Consider the following 17,500-nt stretch of genomic DNA (forward strand, 5'->3'; position numbering starts at 1 on the left):
TTGAGGGAATGAATACCTCAAAATAGTCTGGTGACGAAAGCGAAGAGGTCACACCCGTTCCCATCTCGAACACGGAAGTTAAGCTCTTCAGCGCCGATGGTAGTTGGGGGATCTCCCCCTGCAAGAGTAGGACGTTGCCAGGCAACTAAGAACACGGTATGGTTTAATCCATAGCGTGTTTTTTTGTGTTTATAATTAAAGTATCAATTTCTGGCAGCTTGTCCATGGCAGCTTCATGAGTACAGTTTTTACCAAAATCCGTCCTTATGATGGCCTCATGAGTACAGCTTTTACTAAAATAAGAAGTTTCCTGTCTTCATAATATCCTATGCAAGATCTGGTGACGATAGCGAAGAGACCACGCCGGAACCAAAATTCGTTAGGAACACGAGTTATGGAATGATTCCATAACGTGGTCTTCTTTATAATGGTTGTCCTTGCATTAAATATTGATAAACAAGGAAAGGGCCCTTTTTTTCCGTGATATCAAGGAATGTCTTTATAAAGGGGTAATCGGAATTAGGTGTCGTTTTTATTAACTCGAACCACCACTCTGTTTCGTAACGGGCAATCATACTCAAGTTATACAAAATTAAATAATGGATAATCATATCGGGAAGGGTATTATTTGAATGTAACCTTGCTGGAAGACAAGTGACTTGTTTGAAGATATTCTCTCGAAAAGGTGGTTTTATAGCCTCCTTTCTTTCAAATGTCAGCTGTTCGGCATCATTTTCACCTTGCCAGGAAATTTGTCCGCCCTTATATTTATCATTTAAGTATTGTTTTAATCTCTTGTCATCCATGTGATATAAGTCGCTTGCTTCTCTTGGGATTGTAATTAAATTTGTGTTGCTCCGTTGTAAAACAATCATATTTGATTTGCCTTTAATAAATAAAAAAGCATCATCTAGTTCAGCGACTAATGAAAACAGCTCCCCCATAATAAATTTTTCTCCTTCAAGATGTTTCACGTGAAACATCTGTTCTGAAAAATGGGGGCATAATCCATATTTTTGGATTTTAATTTCATCATGATAAAAATAATATTGCCTCTTCTTTCTTTTTCTAGCTGAAACTCCGTGAGCAAGAACAGAAGTTGATGATGGATAAAATGGATCGGTAGTTAGAATACAGGCTTTCAATAAATGAACGAGACCATAGAAAAGTAAGATTGGTTTTATAGAAAAGGGTGATAAAGCAGCCTGATTATAAAATAATTCACCTTGTTCCAAGTAATACATAAATGGATAACAGTTATCATAGCTTTTTAATTCTGCATCATTTACACCCAGGTTATGATAGCCATTTTTTAAAAAACGCTGTGTAGTATCAGCGGATTGAAAGAAATTTAATCGCTTCCATATAAAATCTAGATTCTCCAATATAATACCTCCGAATTATTTGAAAAATGGAACATCATCACATATCCTTGACAGTATTTTAACCAATTGATAACCTACTAATAATATTTCGGGGCAGGGGGAAGAAAAAATGTGGGAATCAAAGTTCGCTAAAGAAGGTTTAACGTTTGATGATGTGCTATTAATACCGGCTAAATCGGAAATATTACCAAAAGATGTTAATTTAAAGGTAGAGTTAACACAAACCTTGAAGTTGAAGATCCCCATCATTAGCGCAGGGATGGATACCGTTACTGAATCTAAAATGGCCATTTCAATGGCGCGCCAAGGCGGGTTGGGTATCATTCATAAAAATATGAGCATCGAACAGCAAGCGGAACAGGTGGATAAGGTAAAGCGTTCCGAAAGCGGTGTAATAACCGATCCTTTCTTTTTAACACCGGAACATAAAGTGTATGATGCGGAACACTTAATGGGTAAGTACCGCATTTCCGGAGTCCCTATTGTTAATAATGAAGAGGATAAAATATTAGTTGGTATCATTACGAATCGCGATATGCGCTTTATCCAAGATTATTCCCTCTTAATCACAGATGTCATGACGAAAGAAAATTTAGTGACAGCTCCGGTTGGAACGACATTGGCGGAAGCAGAAAGCATTCTGCAGAAGCATCGCATTGAAAAGTTACCACTTATTGATGATCAAGGAGTTTTAAAAGGCTTGATTACAATTAAGGATATTGAAAAGGTAATTGAATTCCCTAACTCAGCTAAGGATACTCAAGGCAGATTACTTGTGGGAGCTGCAGTAGGCGTAACGAAGGATACGATGAAACGTGTTGAAATGCTTGTTAAATCACAGGTAGATGTCATTGTCGTGGATACAGCCCACGGACATTCTGCTGGTGTAATGGATACGGTAAGTGAAATTCGCAGCCAATATCCAAATTTAAATATCATTGCTGGAAATGTAGCAACAGCGGAAGCGACGGCCGAATTGTTTGATGCCGGTGCGGATGTAGTAAAAGTAGGCATTGGGCCAGGTTCTATTTGTACAACCCGTGTAGTCGCGGGAGTAGGTGTACCACAAATTACAGCGATTTATGATTGTGCCACTGAAGCAAGAAAACGCGGGAAGGCGATTATTGCAGACGGCGGTGTTAAATACTCCGGTGATATCGTTAAAGCATTGGCAGCAGGCGGACATGCCGTTATGCTAGGTAGCTTACTTGCCGGGACTTCTGAAAGCCCAGGAGAAACTGAAATATTCCAAGGACGCCGGTTTAAAGTGTACCGAGGAATGGGATCTGAGGGAGCGATGGCGAAAGGATCTAAAGATCGCTATTTCCAAGAAGATGCGAAAAAGTTTGTGCCTGAAGGAATTGAAGGACGCTTGCCATATAAAGGACCGCTTGCCGATACTCTTTATCAGCTAACCGGTGGTTTACGTGCTGGAATGGGCTATTGCGGTGCCGCGGATTTGCAAGATTTCCGTGAAAAAGCACAATTTATTAGAATGACTGGAGCTGGCTTGAGAGAAAGTCATCCACATGATGTTCAAATTACAAAAGAGGCACCGAACTACTCTATTTCCTAATTTATGGATGGCAGGTCCATGTATTCACATATTCATGGACCTTTGCCATTTTTTTGTTGTTTTTTAAATACTATTGTCATCTACTAAATCATTCATATGTATGATAAAATGACAAACGTGTACATATTATGTTGGAGGGTTTACTTGTGAAAATAAGATCGTACAGAATGTATGTTGCTTTTTCCTTAGTTACAGTTATGTTATTAAGTTTATTCCAGTTTCCGGACCGATCTTTTGCAAAAGGATCTCTTGATGTGAATGCCGATGCTGCCATTATAGTCGAGGCGAGTACAGGTAAAATCCTTTATGCAAAAAATGAAGATACTGCACTAGGTATTGCTTCAATGACAAAAATGATGACTGAATACCTCATGTTTGAAGCCATCAAAGATAAGAAACTTAAATGGGATCAAAAGCAAACAATTAGTGAATATGCTCATCTAGTTTCAATAGATTCAAGTCTATCAAATGTAGGCCTAGAAGTTGGTAAAAAATATACAATTAGAGAATTATATGAAGCGATGGCCATTTTTTCGGCTAATGGAGCGACTATTGCCATTGCAGAAGCGATTGCAGGATCTGAATCAGAGTTTGTCAAATTAATGAACAAGAAAGCAAAAGAGCTTGGATTAAAAGATTATAAATTTGTCAATTCATCAGGTGTTAATAATCGTGATTTAAAAGGCAAGCATCCGAAAGGGACAGGCCCAGAAGATGAAAATGTCATGTCAGCACGAGCGACTGCTAAGTTGGCATCACGATTAATGAAGGATTATCCAGAGGTTTTAGAGACATCAAGTATACCAAGAAAAGAATTTCGTAATTTAATAGGCGAAATGAAAAACTGGAACCAGATGCTTCCATCTCTAGAATATGAATATCCAGGCGTAGATGGTTTGAAAACTGGAACAACTGATTTTGCAGGGCGCTGCTTTACAGGAACGGCGGAACGCGATAATATGCGGGTCATTACGGTTGTAATGAATGCAAAAGATTCAAACGGCATGAGCAGTGATAGAGGCAGATTTGGTGAAACGAAAAAAATGATGGAATATGCGTTCTCCAATTTCTCTATTAAAGAAATTTTCCCTGAAAATTACAAGATAAAAGGCAATGAATCATTACCAGTTATTAAAGGTAAAGAGAAATCTGTGAAGATTCATTCGCAGGCACCTTTGAAAATAGTCATAAAAAATGGTGAGGAAAAATCATATAAACCAGTTTTTACTGAAGATAAAAAGAAAATTAATAAGCATGGACAAGTAACGGCTCCTTTAAAGAAAGGCGAACAAGTTGGGACACTTGGCGCAGTCTATAAAGAAGGTAAAGATTTCGGTTATTTGGAAAAGAGTTATAAGCCAACAGTAAAAGTGATTACAGCAGAGAAGGCCGAAAAAGCAAATTGGTTCGTATTGATGATGCGCGGCGTTGGTGGCTTTTTCTCTGATATTTGGACTGGTGTTTCGAATGCTGTGAAAGGTTGGTTTTAACCTTAAAAAGTACCCCCCATTGACAGGGGGGTACTTTTATAGTTAACTAAAATTGAAACATATTATTCCGATAGTTTTAATAATAAAAAACAGAATATTTAAATCATAAAGGGGCGACTGGAAATGAGAACTGGAACAGATCGGGTAAAACGCGGCATGGCTGAAATGCAAAAGGGCGGCGTAATCATGGACGTAATTAATGCAGAACAGGCTAAATTAGCGGAGGAAGCAGGAGCTGTAGCTGTAATGGCTCTCGAGCGTGTACCTTCCGATATCCGTGCTGCCGGCGGAGTAGCAAGGATGGCCGATCCATCAATCGTTGAGGAAGTAATGGCAGCTGTTTCTATTCCAGTCATGGCAAAGGCACGGATAGGTCACATCGTTGAAGCACGTGTGTTGGAAGCGATGGGCGTTGACTATATTGACGAGAGCGAAGTATTGACGCCAGCAGATGAAGAATTTCATTTAAATAAAAAAGAATATACGGTTCCATTTGTTTGTGGCTGTCGTGATCTAGGTGAAGCAGCAAGACGTATTGGCGAAGGTGCTTCAATGCTTAGAACAAAAGGTGAGCCTGGAACAGGAAATATCGTAGAGGCTGTTCGTCATATTAGAAAAGTAAACGCACAAGTACGAAAAATTGCTTATATGAATGAAGACGAGTTAATGACAGAAGCGAAATTACTAGGTGCACCGTATGAATTATTATTAGAAATTAAACGAAACGGGCGCTTACCGGTAGTAAACTTTGCAGCAGGTGGTGTTGCAACACCAGCAGATGCTGCTTTGATGATGCAGTTGGGTGCTGATGGCGTGTTTGTTGGATCAGGAATTTTCAAATCTGAAAATCCTGCAAAATTTGCAAGAGCGATTGTAGAAGCAACAACCCATTATCAGGATTACGCAAAAATTGCTGAGCTATCAAAAGGACTTGGAACACCGATGAAAGGTCTTGAAATTTCTACACTTGCACCGGAAAACCGGATGCAGGAACGCGGGTGGTAAACGTGACTACGATCGGCATACTTGGCTTACAAGGAGCGGTCCGTGAGCATGTACAAGCTGTGGAACAATGCGGAGCGCAGGCGGTAGTTGTGAAAAGTGTTGAACAACTCACGGGGTTAGATGGTTTAATCCTTCCAGGCGGTGAAAGTACGGCAATGCGCAGACTGCTTGATAAGTATGAAATGATTGAGCCATTAAAGGAATTTGCAGCAAAAGGGAAACCGCTGTTTGGTACATGCGCGGGGTTGATTTTGTTGGCGAAAGAAATTGACGGTTCTGATCAGGTTCATTTAGGTCTGATGGATATTGCTGTAGAGCGTAATTCATTTGGACGCCAGCGAGATAGTTTTGAAGCTGAAATTGCTATTGCAGGTGTAGCGGATTCCATGAACGCGGTTTTCATCAGAGCTCCCCATATTACAGAAGCTGGAGAGAATGTTGAAATCCTGGCAAAATATGATGGACGAATTGTAGCGGCTCGTGAAGGATATCTCCTTGGCTGTTCTTTCCATCCAGAGTTAACGGATGACTATCGCTTTACGCAATACTTCTTGGATATGGTAAATGCTGCAAAGGAAGATTTTTCGCAAGAAAAAGTTGCAATTGATACATCTTTGTAGTATAGTATGAGAAAATTTATATGTATAAAGTATTGAGAGGAAATAGTAACAGGCCTGTGGCCTTGTAGAGAGCCGGTGGTTGGTGAAAATCGGTGGTGCAACCTGTGAATCCATCCTCGAGCAAAATGCCGAACGCTCCGAGCTTGTAAGCATTTTCGGTTCAAAGCCGTTATCTGTTTAAGAGGAAAGCATCATGCTTTCAATTTGGGTGGCAACGCGGGTAAACTCTCGTCCCTTTTAAGGGACGGGAGTTTTTTGTGTTTTAAAAAAAGCTCGAGGAATGAAGAAAAATTTAGGAGGGTTAATCATGCTTGATATGAAGCAGCTTCGTGGAAATATTGAAGAGGTAAAGGCAAAACTGCAGCATCGTGGAGAAGATCTAAGTGATCTGGATAAATTTGAGGAATTAGATAAACAACGGCGTGCCGCGATCGCGAAGGCAGAGCAGTTTAAAAGTAGACGGAATGAAGTATCTCAACAAATTGCAAAGCTGAAAAAAGAAAAACAGAATGCTGATGACTTAATCGCAGAGATGCGTGCAGTTGGAGACGAGATTAAAGAATTGGATAACGGGATACGTGAAGTTGAAGAAAAGCTGGAGCATTTATTGTTATCTATCCCGAATATTCCCCATGAAAGTGTGCCCGTTGGAGAAACGGAAGATGATAATGTTGAAATTCGTAAATGGGGAGAGGTTCCCGAGTTTGCTTTTGAATTAAAGCCGCATTGGGAAGTTGCTACAGGCCTTGGCATTTTAGACTTTGAAAGAGCGGCAAAGGTAACAGGTAGTCGTTTTGTCTTTTATAAAGGGCTAGGAGCACGTTTAGAGCGTGCGCTTATCAGTTTTATGCTAGATCTTCATGTGGAAGAGCATGGCTACGAGGAAATGCTTCCACCTTATCTTGTGAATCGAGCAAGTATGACAGGGACAGGTCAGCTACCTAAATTTGAAGAAGATGCATTCTTGGTTGAGAGCGAAGATTATTTCTTGATTCCTACAGCGGAAGTGCCGGTGACCAATTATCATCGCGATGAAATTTTAAACATTGATCAGCTTCCAATCACCTATGCGGCCTATAGCGCTAATTTCCGTTCTGAAGCTGGATCAGCTGGCCGTGATACGCGTGGTCTCATTCGCCAACATCAGTTTAATAAAGTGGAATTGGTCAGATTTGTAAAACCAGAAGAATCTTATGCCGAGCTTGAAAAACTTACTGGACATGCTGAAAAAGTGTTGCAACTGCTTAAATTGCCATACCGTGTGTTAAGTATGTGTACTGCAGATCTTGGTTTTACAGCGGCGAAAAAATATGATCTTGAAGTTTGGATACCTAGCCAAGATAAATACCGAGAGATTTCTTCTTGTTCAAATTTTGAAGATTTCCAGGCGAGACGCGCTAATATTCGTTTCCGCCCTGAGCCAAAAGCAAAACCAGAACATGTTCATACGCTAAACGGCTCTGGTTTGGCTGTTGGCAGAACAGTAGCGGCCATTTTGGAAAACTACCAACAGGAAGACGGCACAGTCATTATTCCAGAAGTCCTTCGCCCCTACATGAGGAACCGAGAAGTGATCGAGTAAGTATTAAAAAGTGGCTCATAAAAAAGTTTTTATGAGCCACAAATAATATATTGACAATCTCAATTACGGCTGTTAAAATTATTTTTGTTGCTACGGAGGTATACCCAAGTCCGGCTGAAGGGATCGGTCTTGAAAACCGACAGGGGAGTCAAATCCCGCGGGGGTTCGAATCCCTCTACCTCCTCCATTAACATTGCGCATAAATATTGGAGATTAAATAACCCACTGCCTATTGCAGTGGGTTTTTTCTATTTAATATGCTTACTAATTTGTTCGATAATCGAGTTAATTGAACTGCTGTCATTGATTAAGTCATAATCATTAATATTTAGTCGAAGCACCGGGCAGGCATCGAATGATTCGATCCACTTTTCGTAACGCTCATGCATTTCAATCCAATATGAATCCGGCGTTTGTTGTTCCATCGGACGTCCACGAAGATGAATGCGTTGAAGAATGTCTTCTAGTGGTCCTTCTAAATAAAGGAGAAGATCAGGATGAGGGAAATACGGCGTCATAACCATTGCTTCAAATAAATTAATGTACGTTTCATAATCAGTCTCTGTCATATTACCAATTTCGTAATGCATTTTAGCAAAAATCCCAGTATCTTCATAAATGGAGCGGTCTTGAATAAATCCACCGCCTTGTTCAAACATTCGCTTTTGCTCTTTAAAGCGTTCTGCGAGAAAATAAATTTGTAAGTGAAAACTCCATCTTTCAAAATCGTGATAAAATAAGTCGAGATAAGGATTTGCGTCAACTTTTTCAAATGATGTTTTGAAGCCAAGCGCTTCTGCTAAAGTTCTTGTCATTGTTGACTTACCTACTCCGACAGTGCCCGCAATCGCAATGACCGCATTCGAGGGAATATTAAATTTCGTACGTAAATCCATGGGAAAAGGCTCCTTCTTATAATTTTTCTTGAATAGCGTCGAAAATAAATGTCAAATCATTTCCATTTGCAACAAAGTCAAGCTTGTCTCCGTCGAAGCGAAGAACTGGAATATGAGGATGTCTTCTTTCATATTCATCCATATAAGCTTCATAATCTGCAGATAGCTGTTTTAAATAGGTGGGATCAATATCTTTTTCAAACCCTCGACCCCGTTTCTTTATTCGGGCAAATAATGTATCAAGTTCTGCTGTTAAATAAATAATTAAGTTCGGCTTTGCTTGTCCTTTAGTTAAAATATCAAAAACTTGTACATATTTGTCGTATTGATCTTGATGAAGAGAACGTTTCGCAAAAATTAAGTTTTTAAAAATATGATAATCTGCTGCAACGGGCTTTCCGCTACTTAGATAATCTCTTTCTGTATCTTCTAGCTGCTTATACCGGTTGCAAAGGAAAAACATTTCCGTTTGAAAGCTCCATTCGCCAATATCCTTATAAAATTTATGTAAGAAAGGATTTTCATCAACGATCTCTTGTAAAAAATAATAGCCAAAATGGTCTGATATAGCTTTTGCTAGAGAAGATTTACCTACCCCTATAGGGCCTTCAACAGCAATAAAAGGTGCCTGTCCCATCAAGCTGCCTCCTTAAAATAAATAGGCTGCAAAAAACCGCAGCAATGGTTATTTTATCATACTCAAGGAGCCAAGGAACTAGGAAAATCAGGAATAAATACAAACAGCCTAATCGGGCTTATCCTCTTAGGCTGAAATTTCAATAGATTATTTTTTCACAACATGAAAGTTATCGGTTATTAGAAGCCAGTTTTGGGGGAAGGATAATCCGAGCTTCCAATAGCTGACGCCACGCAATTGTAATTCTTTAACAAGATCAAATTTAGCTTGGATTGACCGAGCATCTTCAAACCATACCTCATGTCTTTTCCCATCTGAGGCGGTATAGTTGAAAAAAGGAGCCTGTGACTTCTCGTCATATTGAATGGCCACATTATTGTCTGCTGCAATTTCAATAGCCCGTTGTGGACTGACGGCTTTAGCTGTTGTTCCTTGAACAAACGGAAGGGTCCAGTCGTAGCCGTATAAGTTTTGCCCCATCATTATTTTATTTGCTGGGATGACTGTTTTCGTATATTCCAATACTTGACGAACAGGTCCGATGGGCGATACAGCCATTGCAGGACCACCGCTATAGCCCCATTCATATGTCATAATAACGACGTAATCAACGATTGCTCCAATTGCACTATAATCATGACCCGCCACCCATTCCCCTGTTTGCTCTGCGCTCGTTCTTGGGGCAAGGGCGGTAGAAATCATAATTCCCTCTTTATGGAATAGATCGCGCGCTTTTCGCAGAAAGTTGTTATACGGCTCTCGGTCTGATGCAGATAATCGTTCAATATCAAAATGAATATCCCTGAATCCAATTCGTTTCGCCTCGTTCATGATATTTGTTAAAAAAGTATTTTGAACTTGATTATTCGTCAGCAGAATATGCCCAAGCTCGGTGCTGAATTGTCCCTCCTCCTGATTTGCGATAGCCATGACGAGCACGTTATTATTGGCTCGCGCAATATCAGGGAAATTATTTAAAGGAAGAGCGGACAATGATCCGTCACGCTTCGCATGGTAGGCAAATGGAGATAAATAAGTTAAATAAGGTGCAGCTTTCCTCGCGCTTGTTTCAAGTGCAGCTGATACGGTGGTGCCAAATGGTTCTACGTACGCGTTGAATTCTCTATTCGACTTTTGCCTTTGTGGAATATAGAGCCGCATCCCGACCCGAAGCGGCTGATTTACTTGAATATTATTAATACGGGCTAGCTCTTGGTAGGGAATACCAAACTTTCTTCCGATGGAAAAGAGGCTGTCACCAGCTTCAACAAAATAAAAGCTTCCAACAATCGGTATGACTATTGCTTGACCAACGACAAGTCGATCAGGATTTGGTAGTTCATTCGCATCAGTAATGACTGCAGGTGTTACTCCGTAGCGGGCAGCAATCGAAGTCAATGTCTGATTGGGCTGCACAATATGAATTTGCATTTAATCCCCCCTTAACCAAATCAATGGTTGTCACCATTGTATGAACGATGAATGGGGGATAGACCTGATAATCCGTAGTATTTTTGCTAAAATATTAGTTAAAACAATGTGGTGAGGAGCTTTAACATGGAGCGAACGGATGAGTATTATATGAGAATGGCCATCGCTGAAGCGGAGAAAGCGGGCGATATGAATGAAGTTCCAATTGGAGCCGTTATGGTCCTGAATGGAGAAGTTGTTTCAACAGCCCATAATCTTCGTGAAACGGATCAAAATGCGGTTGCTCATGCAGAGCTGATCGCCATTGAAAAAGCTTGTAAAAAACTTGGTACATGGCGACTGGAAGGGGCAGAGTTGTATGTAACTCTTGAACCTTGCCCGATGTGTAGCGGCGCTATCATCTTATCGCGCATCAAAAAAGTAGTTTATGGTGCCGCTGATCCAAAAGCAGGCTGTGCTGGCACATTGATGAATTTGCTAGGGGATGAACGGTTTAATCATCAAAGCGAAGTGATTGAGGGTGTACTTGAAGAGGAATGTGGACGGCTTCTAAGTAATTTTTTTCGTGAGATTCGTAAAAAGAAGAAAGAAGCCCGAAAGCAACAAATGATTGCGGAAGCTAATTGGGAACAACTGCCTGACAACAACCGTTGATTTTTTTTCTAATAAATAGTATACTAAATCTTGCACACATCATGTGTGTCATTAACATTGGTATTAATTTTGCCGTGCTAGACGGGGAAGTAGCGGAGCCCTGTAACCCGCAATCCGCTCCAGCGGGGTTGAATTCCTTTCCGAGGTTGATGTACTGTAGGGTCTGCCTTAAGTAAGTGGTGTTGACACCCGGGTCCTGCGCAATGGGAATCCATGAACCATGTCAGGTCCGGAAGGAAGCAGCATTAAGTGGACGCTCCCATGTGCCGCAGGGCAGCCTGGGTCGAGCTAACTGCTTAAGTAACGTTTATGGTGCACAGTCAGAGAAAGGTGTGCGGCAGCTTAATTTATAAACACAAACCCATTCACAATCGTGGATGGGTTTTTTGTATTTATAATGTGAAACTTTCCTCTTCTATTATCGTAGTCATATAAAGGGGTGTGTTATATGAAGAGAAAATTAGTCACATTACTTATCTTATCCATATTTGTATTATTGCCTATGAAAGTGTTGGCAGTCGAATATTCAATTACAGATGTGCTGATTGATGCGCAAATGATGAATAATGGCGATGTCATTGTAGAAGAAAAGCATACATATTCTTTTGATGGAGATTTTAATGGAATTACCCGAGAAATTGTCCCGAAAAAAGGAGCGAAGATTACTTCATTTCAGGCAAGTGAAGATGGTGCTAAATTAAAAATAAAAAAAGAAGATCATTTATATAAAATATATCGAAGTGGTTCAGATGAAACGATTGAAGTCATTCTCCGATACAGGATTGAAGGCGGCGTTACAAAGTATAAAGATATGACAGAGTTTTATTGGCCATTTTTCGATGAGCGCAATGAATCATCATATGAACAAATGACCATTACGGTTCACCCTCCACACCCAGCCAATGATGTCATGGCACTCGGGTATGATGAAGCGTATGAGGCGGAACAAATTGATGCAGATGGTACAGTGCATTTTCATTTAGGAAAAGTGGCTGCAGGGGAAAATGGAGATATTCGGGTTGCTTATGAATCTAATTTGTTTCCGGCAATAGCTACAACATCTAGTAAAGAAATAAAGAATACGATTATTGAAGAAAAACAGAAGTTAGCGGAACAGAAAAGGAAGTACGCGGAGAATAAAGAAACGATGTCCTCTGTCGGTAAGATCGTCATTCCAATCGTATCTGCTATTTTTACTATGTTTATTGCGATTGCCGCAATTTCCTCAAGGCGTAATGGTGAAGCTGCCAATATTGAAATTACTAAAGAAAGACTTGTTCTTCCTAAATTGAAGATGAGTATGCCCGCAACCATTTTCCACACAAAATCATTTTCCACTAATATGGTGGCGGCAGCATTGTTGGATCTTGTCCGAAAAAAGTATGTGAAACAATTGTCGGATAATGAATTTTTGCTCGTCAACCGAAATGTCGAAAATCGGCATGAAACTGTTTTATTGGATTGGTTGTTTTATGAAGTGGGAAAAGAAGGAACTTTTCATTCAGAGGATTTAAATCTATATGTCAACGAAAAGAAAAATCATTGGCGCTATGAAAAGACGATGGCAGAGTGGCGCCAGGCTTTAAAAGAAGAAATAGCAGCTTTTGGAATATTTGAGAACAAGGCTCCTGTAAGGTGGCTTTTCGGTATTGTAAGTTTTATGCTTATTCCACTCACCGTACTCTTTATTCTATATGATTTGTATTTATGGATGTTCATGACAACCTTGTTGTTTATGACTGGAATGGGAATGACGCTGTTTTATAAGCCGCTTTCCTGGGATGGGTTAATCATAAAAAAAGAATGGCAGCAGTTTTGGCTAAGATTTGATGATATTAAAGAAACGGAATTTAATAAATGGTCGGAAGAGGACCAGGAAATTGCCTTAATTTATGGATTAGGAACGAAAAAAAAGATTGTATCCATAGATGATAATTTCAGTAGGCAAACCGATCATTCGTTTTTAACTTATTATATGGTTACAGGACCGATGCTAACTTCAACATTTATATCTGCTGATAAAGAAATAAAAAGGGCAGCTGCCGCTGACTCTAGCACCGGAAGCGGCTCAAGCAGTGGTGGTGGAGTCGGCGGTGGGGGCGGTGGATCTGGAGCGTTTTAACCTTTTAAGCAAAAGAAATGAATATCGCGACCTATTTAGATTCACTTTGTAAATCCATGCTCAAGTAAGGTATAATAGAAGGAAAGGTCCGAAATTATTGTAAAGAAAAAGGAGGGGGAGAGCATGAGCTATCAAGCGCTGTATCGAGTATGGAGACCGCAATCATTTTTAGACGTAGTAGGACAAGAACATGTCACTAAAACTTTGCAAAATGCTCTCCTTCAACAAAAGACTACACATGCTTATTTATTTTCAGGGCCGCGCGGAACGGGAAAAACGAGTGCAGCTAAAATTTTGGCAAAAGCAGTCAATTGTGAAAAAATGCCAGTCTCGGAACCATGTAATGAATGTTCCGCTTGTTTAGGAATAACAGACGGATCCATTCCAGATGTCATTGAAATTGATGCCGCCTCAAATAACGGGGTCGAAGAAATTCGGGATATCCGGGATAAAGTTAAATATGCCCCTAACGCTGTTCCGTATAAAGTCTATATTATTGATGAAGTGCATATGCTTTCAATTGGTGCCTTTAATGCATTGCTGAAAACGTTGGAGGAACCGCCGAAGCATGTTATCTTTATTTTGGCGACGACCGAACCTCATAAAATACCGTTAACGATTATATCTCGCTGCCAACGGTTCGATTTTAAACGAATCACGGCTCAAGACATTACGGGGAGAATGGCGCATATTGCGTCAGAATCCGGCCTTCAGTTTGAAGAGAAGGCACTACATGTCATTGCGAGGGCCGCAGGCGGCGGAATGCGGGATGCTTTGAGTCTGCTCGATCAAGCCGTTTCCTTCAGCACTGATCAAGTGACTGTGGAAGACGCTCTAACGGTTACCGGCTCAGTCTCACAAAACTACTTGAACAGAATCGGCCAGGCGATTTATAAAAAAGAGATTCCGGATGCGCTGGCTGCTCTTGATGATATGATGCTTCAAGGTAAGGACCCTGCTCGCTTTGCGGAAGATATGATTCTTTACTACCGTGATATGCTGCTTTACAAGACGGCTCCTACATTGGAAGAGTCGATGGAGCGGGCGCTACTTGATGATGATTTCACTACGTTAGCTGGTGAGATAGAGCACGAACAAATTTATGAGTATATCGATATTCTGAATAAAACCCAACAGGAAATAAAATTTTCAAATCACGCTCGTATTTATTTAGAAGTCTGCCTTGTTAAATTATGCCAGACAGAATCCAAGAAAACCGTTGCTGATTTGGACGGCGTTCAAGACTTATTTGCTAAAATAGCAGCGCTTGAAAAGGAAATAGAGCTTTTAAAAGCGAATAAAGTACCAGTTGGTGAAGCTACACAAACACAGCAACCTGCCAAGAAAGCTACGGCTCGTTCAACGAAGGGCTTCAAAGCCAATACTAGGATGATTCGGGAAGTTTTAAAAGAAGCGACAAGAGAAGACTTAAATTCAGTAAAAAGCCGCTGGGGTGATTTACTGGAAATGCTGAATAGCAGGCAAATGCGTTCTCAGTCGGCTCTTCTCAATGATGCCGAGCCAGCAGCTGCATCGCCGAATGCTTTCATTCTCAAATTCAAATATGAAATCCATTGCCAAATGGCCACGGAAAATCATAAGCTTATTGAGACTATATCTCAGTTTTTTAAAGAAATTACAGGTAATCAATATCAATTTGTCGGTGTTCCGGAAGATCAATGGCTGCAAATTCGGGAAGAATTTTTGCAAAACCAAAAACAAGATGGCGACAAAAATGAGGATGATCAAGAGGATCCACTTATTTCCGAAGCGATGAAGCTAGTGGGTGCTGATTTGATTGAAATTAAAAACTAAACTACTTTGGAGGTATGAAAGATGATGCGAGGAATGGGAAATATGCAAGGTATGATGAAACAAATGCAAAAAATGCAAAAGAAAATGGCAGAGGCTCAAGAAGAGCTTGGAGAAAAGCGTATTGAAGGTACAGCGGGCGGCGGCATGGTAACAGTCGTTGTATCTGGACATAAAGAAGTGTTGGAAGTGAATATGAAAGAAGAAGTAGTAGATCCTGAAGACATCGAAATGCTACAAGACCTTGTTCTTGCCGCTACGAATGACGCTTTGAAAAAAGCGGAGGAATTGACTAACCAAACAATGGGGCAATTCACTAAAGGAATGAATCTTCCTGGATTCTAGGAGGTTTATATATGCATTATCCAGAACCAATATCAAAGTTGATTGACAGCTTTATGAAACTGCCGGGAATCGGGCCGAAAACAGCAGCCCGCCTGGCATTTTTTGTTCTTGGTATGAAAGAAGACACGGTATTGGACTTTGCCAAGGCGCTTGTGAATGCTAAACGGGACTTGGGCTACTGCTCCATCTGCGGCCATATCACCGACCAAGATCCCTGCTATATATGCAATGACCAACGACGGGATCGCAGCATTATCTGTGTTGTCCAAGAACCGAAGGATGTCATTGCCATGGAAAAAATGAAAGAATATAGCGGGCTCTATCATGTACTGCACGGTTCCATTTCTCCAATGGAAGGAATAGGGCCTGAAGACATTAATGTCCCGGACCTATTAAAAAGGCTACAGGATGAAACTGTTCAGGAAGTCATTTTAGCTACAAATCCCAATATTGAAGGTGAAGCGACCGCGATGTATATTTCGCGCTTGCTCAGACCGTCAGGCATTAAAGTAACTCGCATAGCTCATGGGCTTCCTGTTGGAGGCGACCTGGAATACGCCGATGAAGTTACTCTCTCTAAAGCATTAGAAGGTCGAAGAGAACTATAGATAGAGAGGTATCCGATTTGTTTCGAAAAAAAAAGCTCCGCAAACAATACGATCAAAAATTTATAGAGTTAATGGAAGCGACAAGGAATGATTGGCTAGAACTCTCACGCATGGAAAAACTAAGCTATGAACAAAATGCTGAACTAAGTACTTTGACAAAGCTTGCCAAAGCCAAGTATTTTTTTCTTTTTCCAGAGGCAAAAAACAGAAACATAATAATAAAAAGATAATAGATAGAAATCACTAAGGTTCTTTTCGGACAAACCTTTCATACAATACATTAAAAGGATGATCCGGGAGGGACAATACTTGGATTCAATTATAATAATATCAGTTATCTCCGGAATAATTATTTTATTGTTATTGGCAGGAATGCCGGGAAAGGTAATGAAGTTAATTGGTCAATCATTTATGAAACTGATGATTGGCGCCTTGTTCTTGTTTTTCTTGAATGCTGTCGGCAATCAGTTTGGAATCTTTGTTCCTATTAATTTGGCCACGACAGCAATATCTGGATTTTTAGGATTACCTGGAGTAGCAGCATTGACTATTATTCAGTTATGGGTTGTATGAACATCCGTTCAAAAAGAGCGGATGTTTTATATTTATCGTATTAAAAAGGATATTAAAAATAAATTTGAAAATAGTGTTGACACAAATATATTAACCATGCTATTATATAAAAGTCGCCAATGAGCGATTGGGAAATTTGATCTTTGAAAACTGAACGAAACGAAACGTCAAAAGTAATTTAGTAAGACCAGCAAATGAGCTAACAAACTACTTTTATGAGAGTTTGATCCTGGCTCAGGACGAACGCTGGCGGCGTGCCTAATACATGCAAGTCGAGCGGATCTTTGGGAGCTTGCTCCCAAAGGTTAGCGGCGGACGGGTGAGTAACACGTGGGCAACCTGCCTGTAAGACTGGGATAACTTCGGGAAACCGGAGCTAATACCGGATAACTTCTTTTCTCGCATGAGGAGAGGTTGAAAGATGGCTTCGGCTATCACTTACAGATGGGCCCGCGGCGCATTAGCTAGTTGGTGAGGTAACGGCTCACCAAGGCAACGATGCGTAGCCGACCTGAGAGGGTGATCGGCCACACTGGGACTGAGACACGGCCCAGACTCCTACGGGAGGCAGCAGTAGGGAATCTTCCGCAATGGACGAAAGTCTGACGGAGCAACGCCGCGTGAGTGATGAAGGTCTTCGGATCGTAAAACTCTGTTATCAGGGAAGAACAAGTATCGGAGTAACTGCCGGTACCTTGACGGTACCTGACCAGAAAGCCACGGCTAACTACGTGCCAGCAGCCGCGGTAATACGTAGGTGGCAA

Annotated in this window: 16 protein-coding genes, 1 tRNA gene, 2 rRNA genes, 1 other RNA gene and 1 other annotated feature (1 of these 21 cut by a window edge); of the genes, 16 read left to right on the forward strand and 4 right to left on the reverse strand. The window is 40.7% G+C overall.

Annotation, left to right across the window (positions count from 1 at the left end):
- Positions 1-26: 26 nt before the first annotated feature.
- Positions 27-143: ribosomal RNA gene (rrf, locus tag KHA88_RS20685) — 5S ribosomal RNA — on the forward strand.
- Between the two features lie 279 nt (positions 144-422).
- Here rrf and KHA88_RS20690 read toward each other — a convergent pair.
- Entirely contained in the window at positions 423-1,385 is a 963-nt protein-coding gene (locus KHA88_RS20690; protein ID WP_213108821.1) for a YaaC family protein, read from the reverse strand.
- A gap of 109 nt (positions 1,386-1,494) precedes the next feature.
- Here KHA88_RS20690 and guaB point away from each other — a divergent pair, with 109 nt between their 5' ends.
- The 6 genes from guaB to KHA88_RS20720 all read left to right on the forward strand — a co-directional run bounded on the left by guaB (position 1,495) and on the right by KHA88_RS20720 (position 7,845).
- Complete coding sequence (guaB, locus tag KHA88_RS20695; protein WP_213100130.1) at positions 1,495-2,961, forward strand: IMP dehydrogenase; 1,467 nt, start codon at positions 1,495-1,497, stop codon at positions 2,959-2,961.
- Positions 2,962-3,113: 152 nt separating this feature from the next.
- Positions 3,114-4,451 carry a serine hydrolase gene (locus KHA88_RS20700; protein WP_430413724.1) on the forward strand — a complete coding sequence of 446 codons (1,338 nt, stop codon included), beginning with the start codon at positions 3,114-3,116 and terminating at the stop codon, positions 4,449-4,451.
- A gap of 123 nt (positions 4,452-4,574) precedes the next feature.
- Positions 4,575-5,456 carry a pyridoxal 5'-phosphate synthase lyase subunit PdxS gene (gene pdxS / locus KHA88_RS20705; protein ID WP_213100131.1) on the forward strand — a complete coding sequence of 294 codons (882 nt, stop codon included), beginning with the start codon at positions 4,575-4,577 and terminating at the stop codon, positions 5,454-5,456.
- Between the two features lie 2 nt (positions 5,457-5,458).
- The gene (gene pdxT, locus KHA88_RS20710; RefSeq protein ID WP_213100143.1) at positions 5,459-6,076 is read left to right on the forward strand and encodes a pyridoxal 5'-phosphate synthase glutaminase subunit PdxT; all 618 of its coding nucleotides are present in this window, start codon (positions 5,459-5,461) and stop codon (positions 6,074-6,076) included.
- A gap of 23 nt (positions 6,077-6,099) precedes the next feature.
- Positions 6,100-6,315: a binding site (T-box leader), on the forward strand.
- Between the two features lie 68 nt (positions 6,316-6,383).
- Entirely contained in the window at positions 6,384-7,658 is a 1,275-nt protein-coding gene (gene serS / locus KHA88_RS20715) for a serine--tRNA ligase (RefSeq protein WP_213122765.1), read from the forward strand.
- Positions 7,659-7,752: 94 nt separating this feature from the next.
- Positions 7,753-7,845 (forward strand) — tRNA-Ser (locus KHA88_RS20720).
- 61 nt (positions 7,846-7,906) lie between these two features.
- Here KHA88_RS20720 and KHA88_RS20725 read toward each other — a convergent pair.
- The 3 genes from KHA88_RS20725 to KHA88_RS20735 all read right to left on the reverse strand — a co-directional run bounded on the left by KHA88_RS20725 (position 7,907) and on the right by KHA88_RS20735 (position 10,622).
- Positions 7,907-8,554 (reverse strand): deoxynucleoside kinase, encoded by a 648-nt coding sequence (locus KHA88_RS20725; RefSeq protein ID WP_213122762.1) that lies wholly within the window; start codon positions 8,552-8,554, stop codon positions 7,907-7,909.
- A 16-nt stretch (positions 8,555-8,570) separates the two neighbouring features.
- On the reverse strand, positions 8,571-9,191 hold the full coding sequence (locus tag KHA88_RS20730; protein WP_213100133.1) for a deoxynucleoside kinase: 621 nt from the start codon (positions 9,189-9,191) through the stop codon (positions 8,571-8,573).
- Between the two features lie 147 nt (positions 9,192-9,338).
- Positions 9,339-10,622 (reverse strand): glycoside hydrolase family 18 protein, encoded by a 1,284-nt coding sequence (locus KHA88_RS20735; RefSeq protein ID WP_213100134.1) that lies wholly within the window; start codon positions 10,620-10,622, stop codon positions 9,339-9,341.
- A 126-nt stretch (positions 10,623-10,748) separates the two neighbouring features.
- Between KHA88_RS20735 and tadA the strand changes: the two genes are divergently transcribed.
- The 9 genes from tadA to KHA88_RS20780 form a co-directional block, all read left to right on the forward strand.
- A complete protein-coding gene (tadA, locus tag KHA88_RS20740; RefSeq protein WP_213122763.1) occupies positions 10,749-11,276 on the forward strand; it encodes a tRNA adenosine(34) deaminase TadA in 528 nt (175 codons plus the stop codon).
- 72 nt (positions 11,277-11,348) lie between these two features.
- Positions 11,349-11,614, forward strand: an RNA gene (ffs, locus tag KHA88_RS20745) — signal recognition particle sRNA large type.
- A gap of 110 nt (positions 11,615-11,724) precedes the next feature.
- On the forward strand, positions 11,725-13,398 hold the full coding sequence (locus KHA88_RS20750) for a DUF2207 domain-containing protein (RefSeq protein WP_213108819.1): 1,674 nt from the start codon (positions 11,725-11,727) through the stop codon (positions 13,396-13,398).
- Positions 13,399-13,521: 123 nt separating this feature from the next.
- On the forward strand, positions 13,522-15,213 hold the full coding sequence (gene dnaX / locus KHA88_RS20755; protein ID WP_213100137.1) for a DNA polymerase III subunit gamma/tau: 1,692 nt from the start codon (positions 13,522-13,524) through the stop codon (positions 15,211-15,213).
- Positions 15,214-15,237: 24 nt separating this feature from the next.
- Complete coding sequence (locus KHA88_RS20760; protein ID WP_283247465.1) at positions 15,238-15,555, forward strand: YbaB/EbfC family nucleoid-associated protein; 318 nt, start codon at positions 15,238-15,240, stop codon at positions 15,553-15,555.
- An 11-nt stretch (positions 15,556-15,566) separates the two neighbouring features.
- Positions 15,567-16,163, forward strand: coding sequence for a recombination mediator RecR (gene recR, locus KHA88_RS20765; protein ID WP_213100139.1), 597 nt, complete (start codon positions 15,567-15,569; stop codon positions 16,161-16,163).
- Between the two features lie 17 nt (positions 16,164-16,180).
- Complete coding sequence (locus KHA88_RS20770) at positions 16,181-16,393, forward strand: YaaL family protein (RefSeq protein ID WP_213100140.1); 213 nt, start codon at positions 16,181-16,183, stop codon at positions 16,391-16,393.
- Between the two features lie 79 nt (positions 16,394-16,472).
- Positions 16,473-16,736 (forward strand): pro-sigmaK processing inhibitor BofA family protein, encoded by a 264-nt coding sequence (locus KHA88_RS20775; protein ID WP_213100141.1) that lies wholly within the window; start codon positions 16,473-16,475, stop codon positions 16,734-16,736.
- Positions 16,737-16,947: 211 nt separating this feature from the next.
- Positions 16,948-17,500: ribosomal RNA gene (locus KHA88_RS20780) — 16S ribosomal RNA — on the forward strand; it runs 999 nt beyond the window's last position.

The sequence above is a fragment of the Lederbergia citrea genome, assembly GCF_018343525.1.
Lineage (GTDB): Bacteria > Bacillota > Bacilli > Bacillales > Bacillaceae_C > Lederbergia > Lederbergia citrea.

What these genes read in the sequence shown, in the direction of transcription:
- KHA88_RS20725 (WP_213122762.1), bottom strand. Translation starts at nt 8,554, where the DNA reads ATGGATTTACGTACGAAATTTAATATTCCCTCGAATGCGGTCATTGCG.
- serS (WP_213122765.1), top strand. Translation starts at nt 6,384, where the DNA reads ATGCTTGATATGAAGCAGCTTCGTGGAAATATTGAAGAGGTAAAGGCA.
- KHA88_RS20760 (WP_283247465.1), top strand. Translation starts at nt 15,238, where the DNA reads ATGCGAGGAATGGGAAATATGCAAGGTATGATGAAACAAATGCAAAAA.
- pdxS (WP_213100131.1), top strand. Translation starts at nt 4,575, where the DNA reads ATGAGAACTGGAACAGATCGGGTAAAACGCGGCATGGCTGAAATGCAA.
- recR (WP_213100139.1), top strand. Translation starts at nt 15,567, where the DNA reads ATGCATTATCCAGAACCAATATCAAAGTTGATTGACAGCTTTATGAAA.
- tadA (WP_213122763.1), top strand. Translation starts at nt 10,749, where the DNA reads ATGGAGCGAACGGATGAGTATTATATGAGAATGGCCATCGCTGAAGCG.
- guaB (WP_213100130.1), top strand. Translation starts at nt 1,495, where the DNA reads ATGTGGGAATCAAAGTTCGCTAAAGAAGGTTTAACGTTTGATGATGTG.
- KHA88_RS20750 (WP_213108819.1), top strand. Translation starts at nt 11,725, where the DNA reads ATGAAGAGAAAATTAGTCACATTACTTATCTTATCCATATTTGTATTA.
- dnaX (WP_213100137.1), top strand. Translation starts at nt 13,522, where the DNA reads ATGAGCTATCAAGCGCTGTATCGAGTATGGAGACCGCAATCATTTTTA.
- KHA88_RS20735 (WP_213100134.1), bottom strand. Translation starts at nt 10,622, where the DNA reads ATGCAAATTCATATTGTGCAGCCCAATCAGACATTGACTTCGATTGCT.
- KHA88_RS20730 (WP_213100133.1), bottom strand. Translation starts at nt 9,191, where the DNA reads ATGGGACAGGCACCTTTTATTGCTGTTGAAGGCCCTATAGGGGTAGGT.